This is a genomic window from Streptomyces sp. NPDC055239 (genome assembly GCF_053606205.1).
Map to the genome: position 1 here is coordinate 121211 of NZ_JBSGRD010000013.1, position 15629 is coordinate 136839.

Below are 15629 nucleotides of genomic sequence, written 5' to 3' on the forward strand. Positions count from 1 at the left end.
CGCTGCTGCATGCGCTGAAGTCGTATAAGCGAATTGGCCGGTTCCGAAGCCGGATGAATATCCGGAGATGGTGCTCGACTTCGTCCGTCGTGCGGTTGAGCTGGCCGCCACGCCCCTGCAGAAGTTCAGCCTCGTCATCTCCGGTGAGTACGCGCTGCAGACCGCCATCGCGGCGGGCGCCGAGCACGTGTCGGCCTGTCTCCTGCGCATGGCGGACGGTGACCTGTCACAGGGCACGCTCTCCGTACTCATCGAAAGACCGGACGGCGGCCCCCGGGACCAGGACAGGCAGGGCTCGGCCAAGCGCACGGCCCTCCAATGGCGCCAGCAGCATCCGGACGCCGAGGTCGCCCTGATCATGTTGCCGTACGGCCCGTCCGCCCTATGCATTCGAGACCAGGAACTGGAACTGCCCGGCGTGCTCTTCGGCCTCGACGACCCCATCCCCACGACGATCCGGCAGGTCCAGTTCTGCGTGCCCCTGAGCACCGGCCCCGGCTCGGCCCTGTTCCTCTTCATGACCGAGGACAGGGAGCACTGGAGTGAGTACCTCGATCTGCTCGGCGGCATCATGAAGTCGGTCTCGACACAGGACTCGACACAGGAGCCGACCGAGGAGGGCTTCGCGGCATGAGCGAAGGCGGGAAGCGTACGAAGCACACGGAGGGGGCGCCCGATACGCGCCACCGCACTGCACTGGCAATCGCCGTCGGCTGCTACGCGCTCGCCGCGATCGTCGGGATGTACCTCGTCGCCGGTGACTTCGGCCTCGGGCTCCAGGTGCCGCTGTGGATCGCGCACGCGGTGCTGCTCACCGTGCTGATCCGGCGGCTGGGTACCGCGGGTGAGGCAAGTATGTACGCGGCGCTGTTCATCGTGGGCGCCTCCGTGATGTCCGTGGGCGTCGCGGGTATGGCCCGTGAGGACCTCACCCTGCAGCAGCGGGGCGATGAGGTCTCGGCGACGGTCACCAAGGAGCGACGGGATCCGGGCCAGGGTCGCAAGAACCGCGACTACCACTACACGTTGCAGCGCCAGGACGGCACGCCGGTACCCGGGCCCGAGATGAAGACGGCATCCAACCTCTACGACGTCGGCCAGACGGTCACGGTCGTCGAGGACCCGGAGGGCGAGTTCGCGCCTCGCACGCCGGGCCAGGCCGACGCCACCGGCGAAATTTTGGGGTCATGCGCGTTCGCCCTCGCCGCGCTCGGCTCCGTCGGCTGGATGACCTGGCGGGGCTCGGCGGCGGCCAAGCGCAGGAGTTCCGGTGGGCCGTCCACCGGCACGCGCAAGGCCCGCAAGGCCCTCACCCGCGACCCCGCTACACAGCACGCACAGGAACAGCGGCTCCGAGAAGCCCTGAACACTTACCCCGCCGACCGCCGCGGCTACATCAAGGTGCACCCCGAGGACTACCCCGACCTCTCCCATCACCGGGCCGCCCGCATCGCCTGGGAAACCGGCCTGCGCGCGGAAGCCTCAGGAAACCGGGGCTCATGGCGCTTCGGGGAGACGGTGGTCAAGGAAGTACCGCACGATTGAACTTCCGCCGAGACCGGGCCGGGTCACGGGACGATCAGGCGCCTCTCCCGGTGAGCACCGGGCGCAGGATGCGCGGACAGGCGCAACTGACCCAGCCTCGCCGGGCCTCCCGCCGGTACCAGGCACGTGTGTTGCCGCCCCGCCGACTCGCCAGCCCGCTTGGCGGCGCCTGACGGCGACGAAGTGCCCCGCAGCCGGCCCACGCGGCCTGCACCGGTAACCACCTGCACACCACGGCCATGCCTGTGCCGAGGCCCACTAGAACCGGCGCGACCATCACCGCATGGGCCGCGGCCCGTTCCCTCCGCGTCGTCATCGGGCCTCCCTCTGCTTCCTGCCAGAGCGGGCTGGCACGTTTCGTGGCCCGGCGGCGGTCGGCGCTTCGGCCCGAAGCGCAGCTACAGCTGTGCGGGCCGTCGCAGCCCTTCGCATAGGGTCGGACCCACGATGAACAGCAACGATCCGTCCGCCGCGCCGTCCAAGGCCGACAAGGCGACCGTGCGGCGGCACAACCTGAGTCTGGTGCTGCGCACGGTCCATGACGCGGGTGAGACGACGCGCGCCGGAGTTGCCGCTCGCGTGGGACTGACCCGGGCCGCGGTGTCCTCGCTCGTGGACCAGCTCCTGACCGAGGGGTTCCTCACCGAGTGGGGCAAGACGTTCAGCGGGCAAGCGGGGCGCCCTGGCACAGCGCTGCAGGTGGCGCGGACCGGGTCCGCCGGGCTCGGGGTCGAGATCAACGTCGACTACGTGACGGTGTGCGTCATCGACCTCGGCGGCACCGACCGCGTACGCCTGGTGGAGCGCACCGACAACCGGGGCGTCCCGCCCGCCACGGTCCTCGCCCGGGCGGCGCTGCTCGCGTCCCGGGCCATCGAGTCCGCCGCGGAGCAGAAGCTTCGTCCCGTCGGTGCCGTACTGGCCCTGCCCGCCCTGGTCTCCGGTGGTTCGGTGCGGCAGGCGCCGAACCTGGGCTGGAACCGGGTGGCTGTGGAGGGTCTTTTCGCGCAGGCGTTGACGGCGCTGCGTCCCACGCACCGCGCGCTGCCGGTCAGTGCCGACAACGAGGCGAACCTGGCGGCCATGGCCGAGCTGTGGTTCGGCGACGGCGACGACCGCGTGTCCAGTTTCATCTACCTGACCGGCGAGATCGGTATCGGCGGCGCCCTGGTGCTGGGCGGCCAGCTCCTGCGGGGCGCGCACGGGTTCGCCGGTGAGATCGGGCATGTGGTGGTGGAGCCGGACGGTCCCGAGTGCCGCTGCGGTGCGCGGGGCTGTCTGGAGCAGTACGCGGGGCAGGCGGCGCTGTTGCGGGCGGCGGGTCTCGAGGAGAGCGCGGGCCTGACCGGGCTCGCGGAGCTGGAGCGCCGGGCGCGCGAGGGCGAGCCGCAGGCCCGGCATGCGATCGAGGAGGCCGGGCGCCGCCTTGGCCGGGTTCTCTCGGGCGCGGTGAATCTGATCGACCCGGACGCGGTGATTCTGGGCGGTGTCTTCCGCGACCTCATGCCGTGGCTCGCCCCCGCCGCCGATGCGGAGCTGACCGCCCGGGTGGTGTCGGGCCTGTGGACGCCGGGCAGCAAGCGGCTGCGGGCCTCGTCCTCGTCCGGTGATGCGGCGCGGGGTGCGGCCGCGCGCGGGGTGCGCGAAGTTCTGGCGGACCCGGCGGCGTACGTGGAGCGCGTGGCGGACTGACATCGCGGCCCGGGCAGGGGCATTGCGGTGTCGGTCCGCCACGCGATCCGGGACGGTGTCAGCCCCGGTGTGCCGCTATCAGGTGCCGGTACCAGTGGTAGCTGTCCTTGGGGATGCGCTGCTGGGTGTCGTAGTCGACGCGTACGATCCCGAACCGTTTGGCATAGCCGAGGGCCCACTCGAAGTTGTCGAGCAGCGACCAGACGTAGTAGCCGCGTACGTCGACCCCCGCGTCCATGGCGGTGCGCAGAGCCGTCAAGTGGCTGTGCAGATACGCGACGCGGTCCGTGTCGTGGACTCCGCCGTCCTGATCCACGACATCGTGCTCGGCCGAGCCGTTCTCGGTGATGTGGATCGGCGGCAGAGCCTGGCCGTAGGTGTCCTTCAGCGCGGTCAGCAGGTCGGTGAAGGACTCGGGCACCACGGGCCAGTTCATGGCCGTGCGCCGCACGCCCGGGTAGCTCATCTCCTGGTAGCGGTTGTCCGTGGCGACACGGTGGGAGGGGTCGGGCTCGCGGTAGGGGGCGTCGGCGACCACGATCGGCCGGTAGTAGTTGATGCCGAGGAAGTCCAGCGGCTGGGCGATCAGATCGAGGTCCCCGTCGCGGCGGAAGTCCTGGCGGGTGATCAGCTCGCCCCAGGTGTCCTGTTCGGTCGCCGGATAGCGGCCCGCGAGGATCGGCTCCGTCCACACCAGGTTGTGCTGGGTATCGGCGCGCAGGGCGGCCGCGTGGTCGGCGGGCGTATCACTCGCGGGCACGTTGCGGTCGAGGTTGAGGGTGATGCCGGCCTCCCTGACACCGGCCGCGCGCAGTGCTTTCATCGCCAGGCCGTGGCCGACGAGCAGGTGGTGCGCGGCGGCCAGTGCGCCGGTGCCCTCCTGGGCGCCGGGGGCATGGCGGCCGACGGAGTAGCCGAGGAACGCGCTGCACCACGGCTCGTTGAGGGTGATCCAGCGGGGTACGCGGTCGGCAAGGTGCTCGGCGACGATCTGCGCGTACTCGCCGAAGCGTTCGGCGGTCTCGCGTACGCGCCAGCCGCCTCGGTCCTCCAGGGCCTGCGGCAGGTCCCAGTGGTAGAGGGTGGCGGCCGGCTCGATGTCGGCTTCCAGGAGTTCGTCGACGAGACGGGAGTAGAAGTCGAGCCCCTTGGCGTTGGCGGGACCGGTCCCGGTGGGCTGGATGCGGGACCAGGCGATGGAGAAGCGGTAGGAGTCGACTCCCAGGTCGCGCAGCAGGGCCACGTCTTCGGGGTAGCGGTGGTAGTGGTCGCAGGCCACATCCCCGGTGTCGCCGCCGTCGACGCGGCCCGGGGTGTGGCAGTAGGTGTCCCAGATGGAGGGGCCGCGGCCGTCCTCGTGCACGGCTCCCTCGATCTGGTACGAGGCGGTGGCCGCGCCGAAGACGAAGCCGGAGGGGAAGAGGGGCAAGTCGCTCATAAATGGCCTTACTTGATGGAAATGGCCCTACTTGACGGATCCGCCGGTGATACCGGCGGCGATGTACTTCTGGGCGAGGACGAGCAGCACCGCTGCCGGGATCGCGGACAGGACGGATGCGGCCATGACGGAGCCCCAGTCGCCGACGTGCGCGCCGATGTACTGGTAGATGCCGAGGGTGACCGGCTTGACGTCGTCGGTGGTGTTGAGCGTGAGCGCGAACATGAAGTCGCTCCACGCGTACAGGAAGGAGAACAGGCCCGCGGTGATCAGGGAGTTGCGGCTCATCGGGAGCACGACCTGCACGAAGGTACGCAGTCGCCCCGCGCCGTCGACCTCGGCGGCCTCGATGACCTCTCGAGGGATGGCCACCATGAAGGAGCGCATCAGGACGATGGCGAAGGGGATGCCGAGCGAGGCGTCGGCGAGCATGAGGCCGAAGTAGGAGTTGACCAGGCCGAGATCGACGTACGCGCTGTAGAGCGCGTTGGCGATGACGATGCCCGGCACCATCTGGGTGATGAGCGTGCCGAAGACGATGGTGCGGGCGCCGCGGACCCGGAACTGGGCGAGCCCGTAGGCGGCGGGGGCGGCGATCGCGAGGCAGATGGTGACGGCGCCGAAGGCGACGGCGAGCGAGGTCAGCAGGTGGCCGCCCTGTTCGCGGATCGCGGAGGTGAACCCTGACAGGTCAACGCCCTGCGGGACGGGCGAGACCTCCAGGAGGCCGGATGCGGGCTGCAGGGCCGTGTTGAGCATCCAGTAGAGCGGGAAGAGCATCACGCACAGGATGAGTACGCCGACGACGGTGGCACCCCAGCGGCGCTTGGCCCTGGTGGCGGGTCCCTGGGCGGCAGGTCCCTGGGCGGCGGGCGTCTCGGTGACGGTGGTGGTCGCCATGCCGGTCACTTCCCCTCGGAGCGGTTGGCGCGCAGGTAGAACACCGCGAAGACGGCGGAGATCAGGATCAGGACGTTGCCGACGACGGCGCCCGCGCCGAAGTCCAGCTGCACGAAGGAGTTCTGGTAGGTGAGGGTGCCCAGGGTCTGGGTGGAGTCGGCGGGGCCGCCGTCGGTCAGGGCGAGGATCAGGTCGAGGATCTTGACCGTCGACATGAAGCCGAGGACCAGTACGACGGTGATGACCGGCTTCAGCAGCGGCAGCGTGATCGAGCGGAACGTGCGCCAGGCGGAAGCGCCGTCCAGGGACGCGGCCTCGTACAGCTCCTTGGGGACCTCCTGGAGGCCTCCGTACAGGATCACCATGTTGAAGGGAATGCCGATCCAGATGTTCACCAGGATCACGGAGAACAGGGCCATGCCGGGGCTGGTCAGCCAGGGGGTGGCGCCGCCCAGGCCGAAGGTGTCGAGGAAGGAGTTGAGGACGCCGGTGTCCTGGTCCAGAATGCGGCGCCACACGATGCCGGAGACGACCATCGGGACGAGCCAGGGCAGCAGGATCAGGGAGCGCAGCACGCCGTTCAGCGGGAATCTCTTGGTGAAGAAGACGGCGAGCGCGAGGCCGATGCCGAACTGGCCGATCAGGGAACCGAGGGTGAAGACGACGGTGTGCCACAGCGCCTTGCCGAACAGGTCGTCCTTGAAGACCTTGCTCCAGTTGTCGGTGCCGTTGAAGGGGGCCTTGCCGTCGAAGAAGGTGGAGGGCGAGTAGTCCTGGAAGCTCATCAGGACGTTGCGCACGAGCGGGTAGCCGAAGAAGAGCAGCATGAAGATGACCGCGGGCGCGATGAAGCCCCACTGGGAGAGCCTGCGGCGGCGCCGGGCGCGTGCCGGGTCGGGCTTCGTGGCGGTGGTCGTCGGGTCATCGGCGGCGGGCGCGGTCGCGGAAGCTGTGGTGGTCGACATGTTCGTCACGTCACTTCCCGCTCGTGGCGCGCTGCTGGGCGCGCTGGAGCGCGGCCTCGCTGGACTGCCCGGTGAGGGCGGACTGGAAGGCGCTCTGCAGGGCGAGCGACACGGACGACCAGCGCGCGCCGACCTTGGCCGTGCGCGAGCGCGCGGTGGCCACCTGGTCGGCGAGGGCGTCGAGTTCGGGCACTTCCTTGCGCCAGACGGCGGCGGCCTTCTCGTTGGCCGGGACCATCCAGCTGTTGCGCGCGTAGGTGATCTGTTCCTTCTCGCCCGCCATGCAGTCGATGATCTTCGCGGCGGTCTTCTCGCGCGCGGTGTCGCCGGTCTTGGGCACGGTGAGGACGGCGCCGCCGAGCGGGCCCACAGAGTCGCCACCCGCCTTGGGCACGGGAATCTGGGCGATGCCCCAGTCAAGGTTCTTCTTGGTGTTGAGGGTCTCGACCTGCCACGGACCGTTGATCATCATTGCGGCGTTGCCCGCCATGAACTGGTCGTTGACGTCGGCCTGGGTCCAGTTGACGGTCGACTTGGACAGCGAGCCGTCCTTGATGAGGCCCTTCCAGTAGTCGAGCGCCTGGGCGACCTGCTTGCTCGCGAGGTGTGACTCGTCACCGCCGTTGGACCACATGAACGGTGTGAACTGGAAGACGCCGTCCTCCGCGCCGCCCGCGCTCAGGGCGATGCCGTACTGCTTGTTCCGGGTGAGCTTCTTGGCGGTCTGCCGCATCTCGTCCCAGGTGGTGGGCACTTCGAGACCCGCCTTCTTCAAGGTGTCCTTGTTGTAGAACAGGGCGAGGGTGTTCACCGTGCGCGCGGCCCCGTAGTAGGTGCCCTTGTAGGAGCCGAAGTCGACGATGCCCCGCGGTATGTCCTGAGTGGACAGGCCCAGCGTGCGCAGGTCGATCAGGCCACCGGCCTCGGCGAACGTCGGCATTTCGGAGGCGTCGAACTGGATGACGTCCGGCAGTGACTTCGAGGACGCCATGCGCAGCGACTTCGTCATGACCTGGGCGGCCGGCACGCTCTGCTGCTCGACGGTGATGCCGAGCCGCTTGCTGCACCGGGACAGGGTGGCGGCGTCCCAGCCGTGATACGAGTCGTCGGTCGACGAGTTGAGGACGGTGTAGACGTCGTCGTCGCGTTGCTGGCCGCAGCCGGTGAGTGCCGCGGTGGCCACGAGCGCGGAGACGACGGTGAGCGGGACCGTCGCCCGCCGACCGGCACGGCGGCGCCTGACACGCGCGCGCTGCGGTATGTGTGCTGCTGTCACGGTGATTGCCCTTGCCTGGGAGGGGTGGCAGGACCGGCGGGACGCCCGTGTCCCGCCGGGGGTGTTCACAGGTCCCGGTACGGCTCCGGCCAGGGCCGTACGGGCTCGATCGCGGGGTGCGTGGATCAGCGCACGCCGCGCAGGTGCTCCATGGCGAACTGGTCGAGGCGCTCGACGCCCATGGAGCGCTGGGCGGCGGCGTTCACGTCGTGAATCTCGTACGCGCCCTGGTCGGCCAGGAGTTCGGCCAGGCCCTCAGCAGCGGTGGGTTGTACAAGCTGGTCGAGGCGGGAGTCGTACAGCGCCTGCCGCACTTGAGGGGCGGACCGGAACGCGGCCGAGCACCCCTTGCGGATAAGGGAGTTGCGCGTGGGGTTCTTCGCGGACTCCATCACGCCGTCGACACCGTCGGTGCGCGCCGGCGTACGGAGTCGACGGGATCCAGCGCGCGCCGGGTGGCGTCGCCGGAGGGGTCGTTGCCCCGCCAACCGACGGTCCACAGGCCGAACGTGAACGTGTCTTCGGGGGCGGGGGTGAAGCGGTCGGACATGGTGCGGCCCTTTGCTGCGGGTTTGTTTTCTGACATGACTAATACGCCACCAAGCGCTTCGACGCTAGACCCCGGAGCCAACTTCACGTCCCGTAAAAGCTTCACTGCCTGGCGCTATCAGGAATCGAAGCGCTTCCGCGATCGCGCCGAAGAAGAGTCCTTGCTGTTTTGTTTTCTGTACGATCAAATGGCGAGGGCAGCTACTTCACCTTCAAGATCACAAGCCAGTTGAGGGGCTCCACGCCACCGACCAGCGTCGTCATCGGCAGGGGGAGTTCGCCGCGGCCCGCTCCACGACCACACCTCGCCGACCCCGCCCCTCTCGGCCAGGGACCTGGTACCGGCCACCCCCTGCCTCCGACGGCTCCTGCGACCCGAACTGCCACCCCGCACCACCCTGAGGAAGATCATGAAGTTCACCGACGGCTTCTGGCTCATGCGCGACGGGGTCGAGGCCTCGTACGCGACCGAGGTCCGCAGTGTCCGGGCCGACGCCGACCGCTTCACCGCCCACGCCGCGATCAAGCGCGTCGAGCGCCGCGGCGACACCCTCAACTCCCCCCTGCTGACCGTCGACTGCTTCTCCCCCGCCGATGGCGTCATCGGCGTGCGCACCACACACCTGGCGGGCAAACGCCGCCTCGGCCCGGACTTCGGCCTGCCGGGCGCCGACACCGGGGTCGGCCAAGTGAGCCGCGACGGCGACATCATCGAGCTGACCAGCGGCCCCCTCACCGCACGCCTGGACCAGGCCGCACCCTGGGCGTTGTCGTTCCATGACGCGGACGGCCGGGAAGTGACATCGGCAGGCCGCAAGGGCACAGCCTTCTTCACCACGGGCGACGGCGCGCACCACATGGCCGGGCGACTGGAGCTCGGCGTCGGCGAACAGGTCTACGGTCTGGGTGAACGCTTCACGCCGTTCGTCAAGAACGGCCAGGTCGTGGACATGTGGCAGGCCGACGGCGGCACGAACAGCGAACAGGCCTACAAGAACGTCCCGTTCAGCCTGCACCTCTCCCCCTCCGGCGCCTACGGCGTGTTCGTCAACCACCCCGGCAAGGTGAGCTACGAGATCGGCTCGGAGTCGGTCGGCCAGATGCAGTTCAGCGTCGAGGACCAGACACTGGAGTACTTCGTCGTCGCGGGCCCGACGCCGAAAGACGTCCTGCGCCGCTACACCGCGCTCACCGGCCGCCCCGCACTGCCACCCGCCTGGTCGTTCGGACTGTGGCTCACCACCTCCTTCACCACGCAGTACGACGAGGAGACGGTGACGTCCTTCGTCGACGGCATGGCCGAGCGCGACATACCGCTGAGCGTCTTCCACTTCGACTGCTTCTGGATGCGCGAGTACCAGTGGTCGGACTTCGCGTGGGATCCGGACGTCTTCCCCGACCCCGAGGGCATGCTGGCCCGGCTGAAGGGACGGGGACTGAAGATCTCCGTGTGGATCAACCCGTACATCGCGCAGAAGTCCGCCCTGTTCGACGAGGCCGCCGCCGCGGGCTATCTGGTGAAGCGGACTAACGGCGACATCTGGCAGTGGGACCTGTGGCAGGCGGGCATGGCGCTCGTCGACTTCACCAACCCCGAGGCCTGCGCCTGGTTCCAGGCGAAGCTGAAAGTACTGCTCGACCAGGGCGTCGACTGCTTCAAGACCGACTTCGGCGAGCGCATCCCCACCGACGTCCTCTGGCACGACGGCTCCGACCCGGAGCGTATGCACAACTACTACACACACCTGTACAACCGCACCGTCTTCGAGCTCCTGGAGAAGGAACGCGGCACGGGCGAGGCCATCCTGTTCGCGCGTTCGGCGACGGCGGGCGGGCAGCAGTACCCGGTGCACTGGGGCGGCGACTGCTTCTCGTCGTTCGGTGCGATGGCGGAGTCGCTGCGCGGTGGTCTGTCACTGTCGTTGTCGGGCTTCGGCTTCTGGTCGCACGACATCGGCGGCTTCGAGGGCACTCCGGACCCGGCGGTCTTCAAGCGCTGGCTCGCCTTCGGCCTGCTCTCCTCCCACAGCCGCCTGCACGGCTCGAGCTCCTACCGGGTGCCGTGGGAGTTCGGCGCCGAAGCCGTCGAGGTGACACGGCAGTTCACACGGCTCAAGCACCGACTCATGCCCTACCTGTACGGTGCCGCGGCCGAGGCGCACCACACCGGCGTGCCGCTGATGCGGCCCATGCTCCTCGAGTTCCCCGAGGACCCCACCGCCCGCGGCCTGGACAGGCAGTACATGCTCGGCCCCGACCTGCTCGTCGCCCCGGTCTTCTCGGCCGACGGCGACGTCGAGTACTACCTGCCCCAGGGCACCTGGGCCCACCTCCTGACCGGCGAGCACGTCCAGGGCCCGGTCTGGCGCCGGGAGCGGCACGGCTTCAACAGCCTGCCCCTGTACGTCCGCCCGGGAGCGGTCATCCCGCTCGGCTCCGACGCACAACGACCCGACGGCGACTGGCTCGACGACCTCACTCTGCTCGTCACCCCCGACGCGCACCAGGTGACGGTCACTGTCCCCGACCACACCGGCCGCCCTGCCGCCACCTTCCAGGTGACGCGCGAGGCGACGGACGCGACGGACGCGACGGTGACCGTGACCCCGCCGGAAGGACTCAGCGCTCCACGCATGGTGGTGTCGGCCGACCTGTGAAGTCCGGAGCCCAGGGTGATGCCCCGTCAGTGACGGGGCATCACGGGGCGAGTGAGCTCCGGTCGCGCTTGTGGAGTGCGCCTACGTTCGCTGGCGGCCCTAGCCCTGCCGCACGAGGGAGTCAGCAAGGCTGACGGCCTCTCGCTCGCCCAGCGGGGCGTGTCCGAGGAGGAAGCGGTACCAGAAGACGCCGTACACCTGATCCACCATCAGGTCGAGGTCGCTGTCGGCCGTCAACTCGCCGCGCTCCTGCCCGCGGGAGAGGACCTCGCGCAGTGCCGTGCGGCGGGCCTGCGTGAACTCCCGCATCAGGTCGGCGAGACGGGGGTCGCGGGCGGCCTCCTGCGCCAAGGTGCGCAGGGCGGGGCCGACCGGTGCCGCCTGCGCCTCCTCGAACGTCGAGGTGACCACGGCCCGTAGATCCTCGCGCAGCGAGCCGGAGTCCGGCACGGGTACCGCTCGCTCCGCTCGACCGGACAGAGCGTCCAGCAGCACCGCGCCCTTCGAAGGCCACCACCGGTAGAGCGTCTGTTTGCCGACCCCCGCCTCCCGCGCGATGGCGTCCACGCCGACGGGCGCGCCGTCCGCGTCCGCGATCAACCGCAAGGCCGCCTCAAGGACCGCCCTGCGCGCTTCCTCGTTGCGGCGGCGTCCCGTGTGGGCCCGTTCGGCGCTCATCGCCGTCACCTTCTCTCCGTACGTTCCTGGACGCGTTCCCGGGGAATCTCTCGAACTCCCTTGACGAGACTACCGGTCTCGGCAACACTCATCTTACCGAGACAGCCGGTCTCGGCAAGGGTGGAGGGTCGTAAGGCCCTCCGGGACCACGAGGACAGGGTCACCATGGCTTCTGCAACACCTTCCAGCACCGCCCACGCCGTCGTCATGGGCGGCAGCTCCGGCATCGGCGAGGCCACCGCCGCGCTCTTCGCCCGCAACGACGCCGAGGTCACCATCACCGGCCGGGACCGGACGAAGCTCGACGAGGCTGCCGCCCGGATCGGCGGCAAGACCTCCACGTACCAAATGGACGCCACCGACCAGACGGACATCGACGCCTTCTTCGCCGCAACCGCCCCCATCGACCATCTGGTCATCGCGGTCAGTGGCGCGGCGGGCAGCGGCCCGTTCGCCGGTCTGGACCTGGCCGAGCTCGCGCACGGCTTCGATGCCAAGTTCTGGCCCCAACTGCGCATCTTGCAGGCCGCTTTGGGGCACCTGACCGAGCGCGCCTCGGTCACCTTCATCACGGCTGCCTCGGCCCGCGCCGCCTTCCCCGGCACCTCGGGCCTTGCCGCGATCAACGGAGCCCTGGAGTCGATGGTCCCGCCCCTCGCTGTCGAACTGGCCCCGCGCCGGATCAACGCCGTCTCTCCCGGCGTCATCGACACCCCCTGGTGGGACCGGGTCCCGGCCGCGCAGCGCGAGGAGCTGTTCGCGGGGCTCGCGGCGACGACCCCGGTGGGCCGCGTCGGCACCGCTGACGAGGTGGCGCAGGCCATCAACTCCCTTGCCACGAACGGCTTCATCACCGGCGTGGTGCTGGACTGCACCGGCGGGGCGAACCTGGCGACAGGCCGCTGAGCGGCACGCACCCGGCTACCCTCGCGGCCATGACACCATCCCACCACCTCGCGGCGAAGACGGTTCAACAGCGCCCGTCGGTAGGCGAGTTGCCGCGTCGCGCCACCTGGTTCGAGCTCTTCGGCGACCTGGTGTTCGTGGCGGCGGTCGGTCAGGTCACGCATCGCGTGGGCGGCCATCCGGGGGCCGCGTCCATCGCCGCGGCGGCGGCGTTGTTCATCCCCCTGTGGTGGACCTGGGTCCTGTACGCGGTATGCGCCAACCGGGCGGACCGCGACCTGACGGCCCAGCGCCTGCTCACCACGGCCGGGCTCGCGGCGGTGACCGGCATGGCGGTGTACGTCGGCGGCGTCGGCCACGGCCGCGGCGCCGACGCCGGGTTCGCCGTCTCCTACGTGTGCGCCCGCGCGGGCGTGGCCGCGCTCTACCTCCGGGACCTGCGCCACGAGCCCCGGTTGCGGCGCATCACGACGGCGTACCTGACGGGCTCGGCGCTCACGGCGGCGATATGGCTGGCGGCGGCCTTCGCCCTCGACGGGCCGACCCGCTACGCCGCCTGGGGCGTAGCGATGGCTGCCGAACTGGCCCTGCCGCTGCTCGCCGGGCGACGGCTGAGCGAGAGTCCCGGCGACGCGGAACATCTGCGCGAGCGGTTCGGTCTGTTCACCATCATCGTCCTCGGCGAGAGCGTGCTTGGCTTCACCAACGGGCTCGTCACGGCGCACACCGCCCCGACGGCGGCGCTCAACGCCGCTGCCGCGTTCGCCCTCACCGCCGGGCTGTGGTGGTCGTACTTCAGCGCGTCGAGCACCCGCCCCGGCGCCCACGAGCAACTCGCCGAGGGTGGTCGCCACCTGCATGCCTACGTCTTCGGGCACTTGCCCATCCAGCTGGCCCTGGCCGTCACGGGCGGCGCCGTCGGCACCGCGGTCTCCACCACGGCGCCCCACCTGAGTACCCCGCTGGCCGCCTGCATCTTCGGCGGCACCGCCGCGTTCGTCGCGGCGACGGCCCTCGTACGGGCGTCCTTCACGGGGCTGCGGGAACCGGTGGTTCTGGTCCGTCTCGCGACGGCCGCCGTCATCCTCGCTCCGCTGCCCCTCGCGGGCCGGCTGCCGGTGGCGGCGACCCTGGCAATTCCGGCGGCACTCCTCGCGGCCTCGGTCGTGGCGGAAGCACCGGGGCATCGAAGGCGCCTCGCCCCGTTCCAGGGGGCGTGAGGCCTGGATTCGTCCTGTGGCCGACCTCAGCTTGACTCTGTCGGGGGTCTTGGGGTTTCCCGGTACGTCGGCATGATCAGCGGGGATGCTCGCGCAGTAAAGAGGCCGGCCTCGTCACCGAGCGCACCACGCAGCGCACCGACTCCACCCATCTCCTGGCCGCGGTGCGCGACCTGGCCCGGCTGGAATCTCCCGATCGGCCTGATCGACCAGGAGTGGGCACGCCGCGACGGCTGTCCGGACCATCTGAGTAAGAACCCCACCCGGCCCAAGACCAGGATCCACGCCGCCGGCGACAATGCCTGCCGGGGTCAAGGACGGCCGGAACTGAACAGCATTGGATCTAGAACACGTCGCGCAGAGTCTCCACGAGGCGGGCGATGTTCGCCTCGTCGCGGCGGTAGTAGGTCCACTTGCCCCGCCGGGTGGCGACCACAAGCCCTGCTTGCCGCAGTATCGCGAGGTACTGCGAGGTGGTCGACTGCCCCAGACCCGCACGCTGCTGGATGTCGGTCACGCAGACACCGATCTCGACGTGGTCGGGCTCCTGGCCGGGAAAACTCATCGGCTCCTTGAGCCACACCAGCATCTGACGGCGGGCCGGGTTGGACAGGGCCCGGAACACAGCCAGCAACTCTTCCTCCGAGAACACACGGTGATCGTAACGCATGAACATATTGACAATTCGCGATATCACGATCAAAGATGATCGCATGTCGACTTCGATGCGCGTGATGGAACTCGTCCGCTTCGGTGACGCGGACACCGCGTTCGCCACCCGAGAGCTGCCAAGACCCGCTCCCGGCCCCGGCCAGGTGCTGGTGCGCGCGCTGGCCACGTCCGTGAACCCTCTCGACCTGCAGACCCGGCGCGGCGACTACCGCGACCAGGTGGCGCTGCCCGCGGTGATCGGCAACGACGTGTCCGGCGTGGTGGTCGAGACCGGCCCTGGGGCAGGCGACTTCCAGCCGGGCGACGAGGTCTGGTACCTGGCGCCGATGTTCGCCGGGCAGGGAACCTACGCCGAGTTCCACGTGGTCGACCAGGCTCTGGTCGCCCGCAAGCCCGCACGGTTGTCGCACGTCGAGGCCGCCGGTCTCGCACTCGTGGGCGTGACGGTGTGGGAGGCGCTGGTCGAACGCGCCGGGGTGCGGCCCGGGGAACGGGTCTTGGTGCACGGCGGAGCGGGCGGGGTCGGCTCGGCCGCCGTCCAGCTCGCCAGCGCGCTGGGAGCCCAGGTGGTGACCACCGCGCGGGCAAGGGATCACGAGTTCGTCACCGGACTGGGGGCCGACATCGCGATCGACTTCTCGACCGGTGACTACGTGCCGCAGGTCCGCGCGCTGGGTGGGGTGGACGTCGTGCTGGACACGGTGGGTGGGGACACCCTCGCCCGCAGCCCGGAAGTCCTCGCCGACCGAGGGCGCGTGGTGTCCATCGTGGACATCCCCGAACCTCAGAACCTGCTCGCCGCGTGGGGTGTGAACGCGACCTACCACTTCCTCTTCGTCAGCCCCGGCCGGGCGAAGCTCGCGGCCCTCGGCCGGCTGGTCGACCAGGGCAGACTCCGGCCGGTGATCGGCGCCGTGCTACCTCTGGCCGACATCGCACAGGCGCACGCGCTGTTGGAAGGTGGCTCTGCCGGCGAGGGCCGGGGACGCCCACGCGGCAAGATCGCCATCGCCGTGCACCCCCTGGACGAGCCACCGCTCCGGACAGCGTCTTTGCCTTAGATCGACTCTTTCGGGGATCTTGGACGGCCAGGTTCAGGTGCCGAGGGTTCTCCAGGAGCTTGGTCGGGGG

At 69.8% G+C, this 15629-nt stretch carries 14 protein-coding genes and 1 pseudogene; 7 read left to right on the forward strand and 8 right to left on the reverse strand.

Features of this window, described 5'->3' with window-relative positions; all coding sequences use genetic code 11:
- The first annotated feature begins 67 nt into the window (after positions 1–67).
- From ACWFRJ_RS33870 to ACWFRJ_RS33880, 3 genes are all read left to right on the forward strand, one after another.
- Positions 68–634, forward strand: coding sequence for a hypothetical protein (locus ACWFRJ_RS33870; RefSeq protein WP_453539706.1), 567 nt, complete (start codon positions 68–70; stop codon positions 632–634).
- On the forward strand, positions 631–1545 hold the full coding sequence (locus ACWFRJ_RS33875) for a hypothetical protein (protein WP_453539709.1): 915 nt from the start codon (positions 631–633) through the stop codon (positions 1543–1545). Before ACWFRJ_RS33870 ends, ACWFRJ_RS33875 begins: the two co-directional genes overlap by 4 nt.
- 447 nt (positions 1546–1992) lie before the next feature.
- Positions 1993–3237 carry an ROK family protein gene (locus ACWFRJ_RS33880; protein WP_453539712.1) on the forward strand — a complete coding sequence of 415 codons (1245 nt, stop codon included), beginning with the start codon at positions 1993–1995 and terminating at the stop codon, positions 3235–3237.
- A gap of 58 nt (positions 3238–3295) precedes the next feature.
- On the opposite strand, the gene ACWFRJ_RS33885 is transcribed toward ACWFRJ_RS33880, so the two are convergent.
- The 6 genes and pseudogenes from ACWFRJ_RS33885 to ACWFRJ_RS33910 all read right to left on the reverse strand — a co-directional run.
- Positions 3296–4675 carry a GH1 family beta-glucosidase gene (locus ACWFRJ_RS33885; RefSeq protein WP_453539715.1) on the reverse strand — a complete coding sequence of 460 codons (1380 nt, stop codon included), beginning with the start codon at positions 4673–4675 and terminating at the stop codon, positions 3296–3298.
- Positions 4676–4702: 27 nt separating this feature from the next.
- On the reverse strand, positions 4703–5575 hold the full coding sequence (locus ACWFRJ_RS33890; RefSeq protein WP_453539718.1) for a carbohydrate ABC transporter permease: 873 nt from the start codon (positions 5573–5575) through the stop codon (positions 4703–4705).
- A gap of 5 nt (positions 5576–5580) precedes the next feature.
- Positions 5581–6540, reverse strand: a complete 960-nt coding sequence (locus ACWFRJ_RS33895) for a carbohydrate ABC transporter permease (protein WP_453539721.1) — start codon at positions 6538–6540, stop codon at positions 5581–5583.
- 10 nt (positions 6541–6550) lie between these two features.
- A complete protein-coding gene (locus ACWFRJ_RS33900) occupies positions 6551–7816 on the reverse strand; it encodes an ABC transporter substrate-binding protein (RefSeq protein ID WP_453539724.1) in 1266 nt (421 codons plus the stop codon).
- A gap of 125 nt (positions 7817–7941) precedes the next feature.
- Positions 7942–8208, reverse strand: a complete 267-nt coding sequence (locus tag ACWFRJ_RS33905; RefSeq protein ID WP_453539727.1) for a hypothetical protein — start codon at positions 8206–8208, stop codon at positions 7942–7944.
- A 26-nt stretch (positions 8209–8234) separates the two neighbouring features.
- Positions 8235–8366 (reverse strand): annotated as a pseudogene (locus ACWFRJ_RS33910) (xylose isomerase); the annotation flags it as partial.
- A gap of 409 nt (positions 8367–8775) precedes the next feature.
- Between ACWFRJ_RS33910 and yicI the strand changes: the two are divergent.
- Complete coding sequence (gene yicI / locus ACWFRJ_RS33915; protein WP_453539730.1) at positions 8776–11022, forward strand: alpha-xylosidase; 2247 nt, start codon at positions 8776–8778, stop codon at positions 11020–11022.
- 99 nt (positions 11023–11121) lie between these two features.
- Here yicI and ACWFRJ_RS33920 read toward each other — a convergent pair whose 3' ends face one another.
- Positions 11122–11700: a TetR/AcrR family transcriptional regulator gene (locus ACWFRJ_RS33920; RefSeq protein ID WP_453539733.1), complete on the reverse strand. Its 579-nt coding sequence runs from the start codon at positions 11698–11700 to the stop codon at positions 11122–11124.
- Between the two features lie 165 nt (positions 11701–11865).
- On the opposite strand from ACWFRJ_RS33920, the gene ACWFRJ_RS33925 reads away from it, so the two are divergent.
- A complete protein-coding gene (locus ACWFRJ_RS33925; protein ID WP_453539736.1) occupies positions 11866–12606 on the forward strand; it encodes an SDR family oxidoreductase in 741 nt (246 codons plus the stop codon).
- A gap of 29 nt (positions 12607–12635) precedes the next feature.
- A complete protein-coding gene (locus tag ACWFRJ_RS33930) occupies positions 12636–13826 on the forward strand; it encodes a low temperature requirement protein A (protein ID WP_453539739.1) in 1191 nt (396 codons plus the stop codon).
- Between the two features lie 343 nt (positions 13827–14169).
- On the opposite strand, the gene ACWFRJ_RS33935 is transcribed toward ACWFRJ_RS33930, so the two are convergent.
- Entirely contained in the window at positions 14170–14478 is a 309-nt protein-coding gene (locus tag ACWFRJ_RS33935) for an ArsR/SmtB family transcription factor (protein ID WP_453539742.1), read from the reverse strand.
- Positions 14479–14539: 61 nt separating this feature from the next.
- Here ACWFRJ_RS33935 and ACWFRJ_RS33940 point away from each other — a divergent pair, with 61 nt between their 5' ends.
- Complete coding sequence (locus ACWFRJ_RS33940) at positions 14540–15559, forward strand: zinc-binding dehydrogenase (RefSeq protein WP_453539745.1); 1020 nt, start codon at positions 14540–14542, stop codon at positions 15557–15559.
- Positions 15560–15629: the final 70 nt, after the last annotated feature.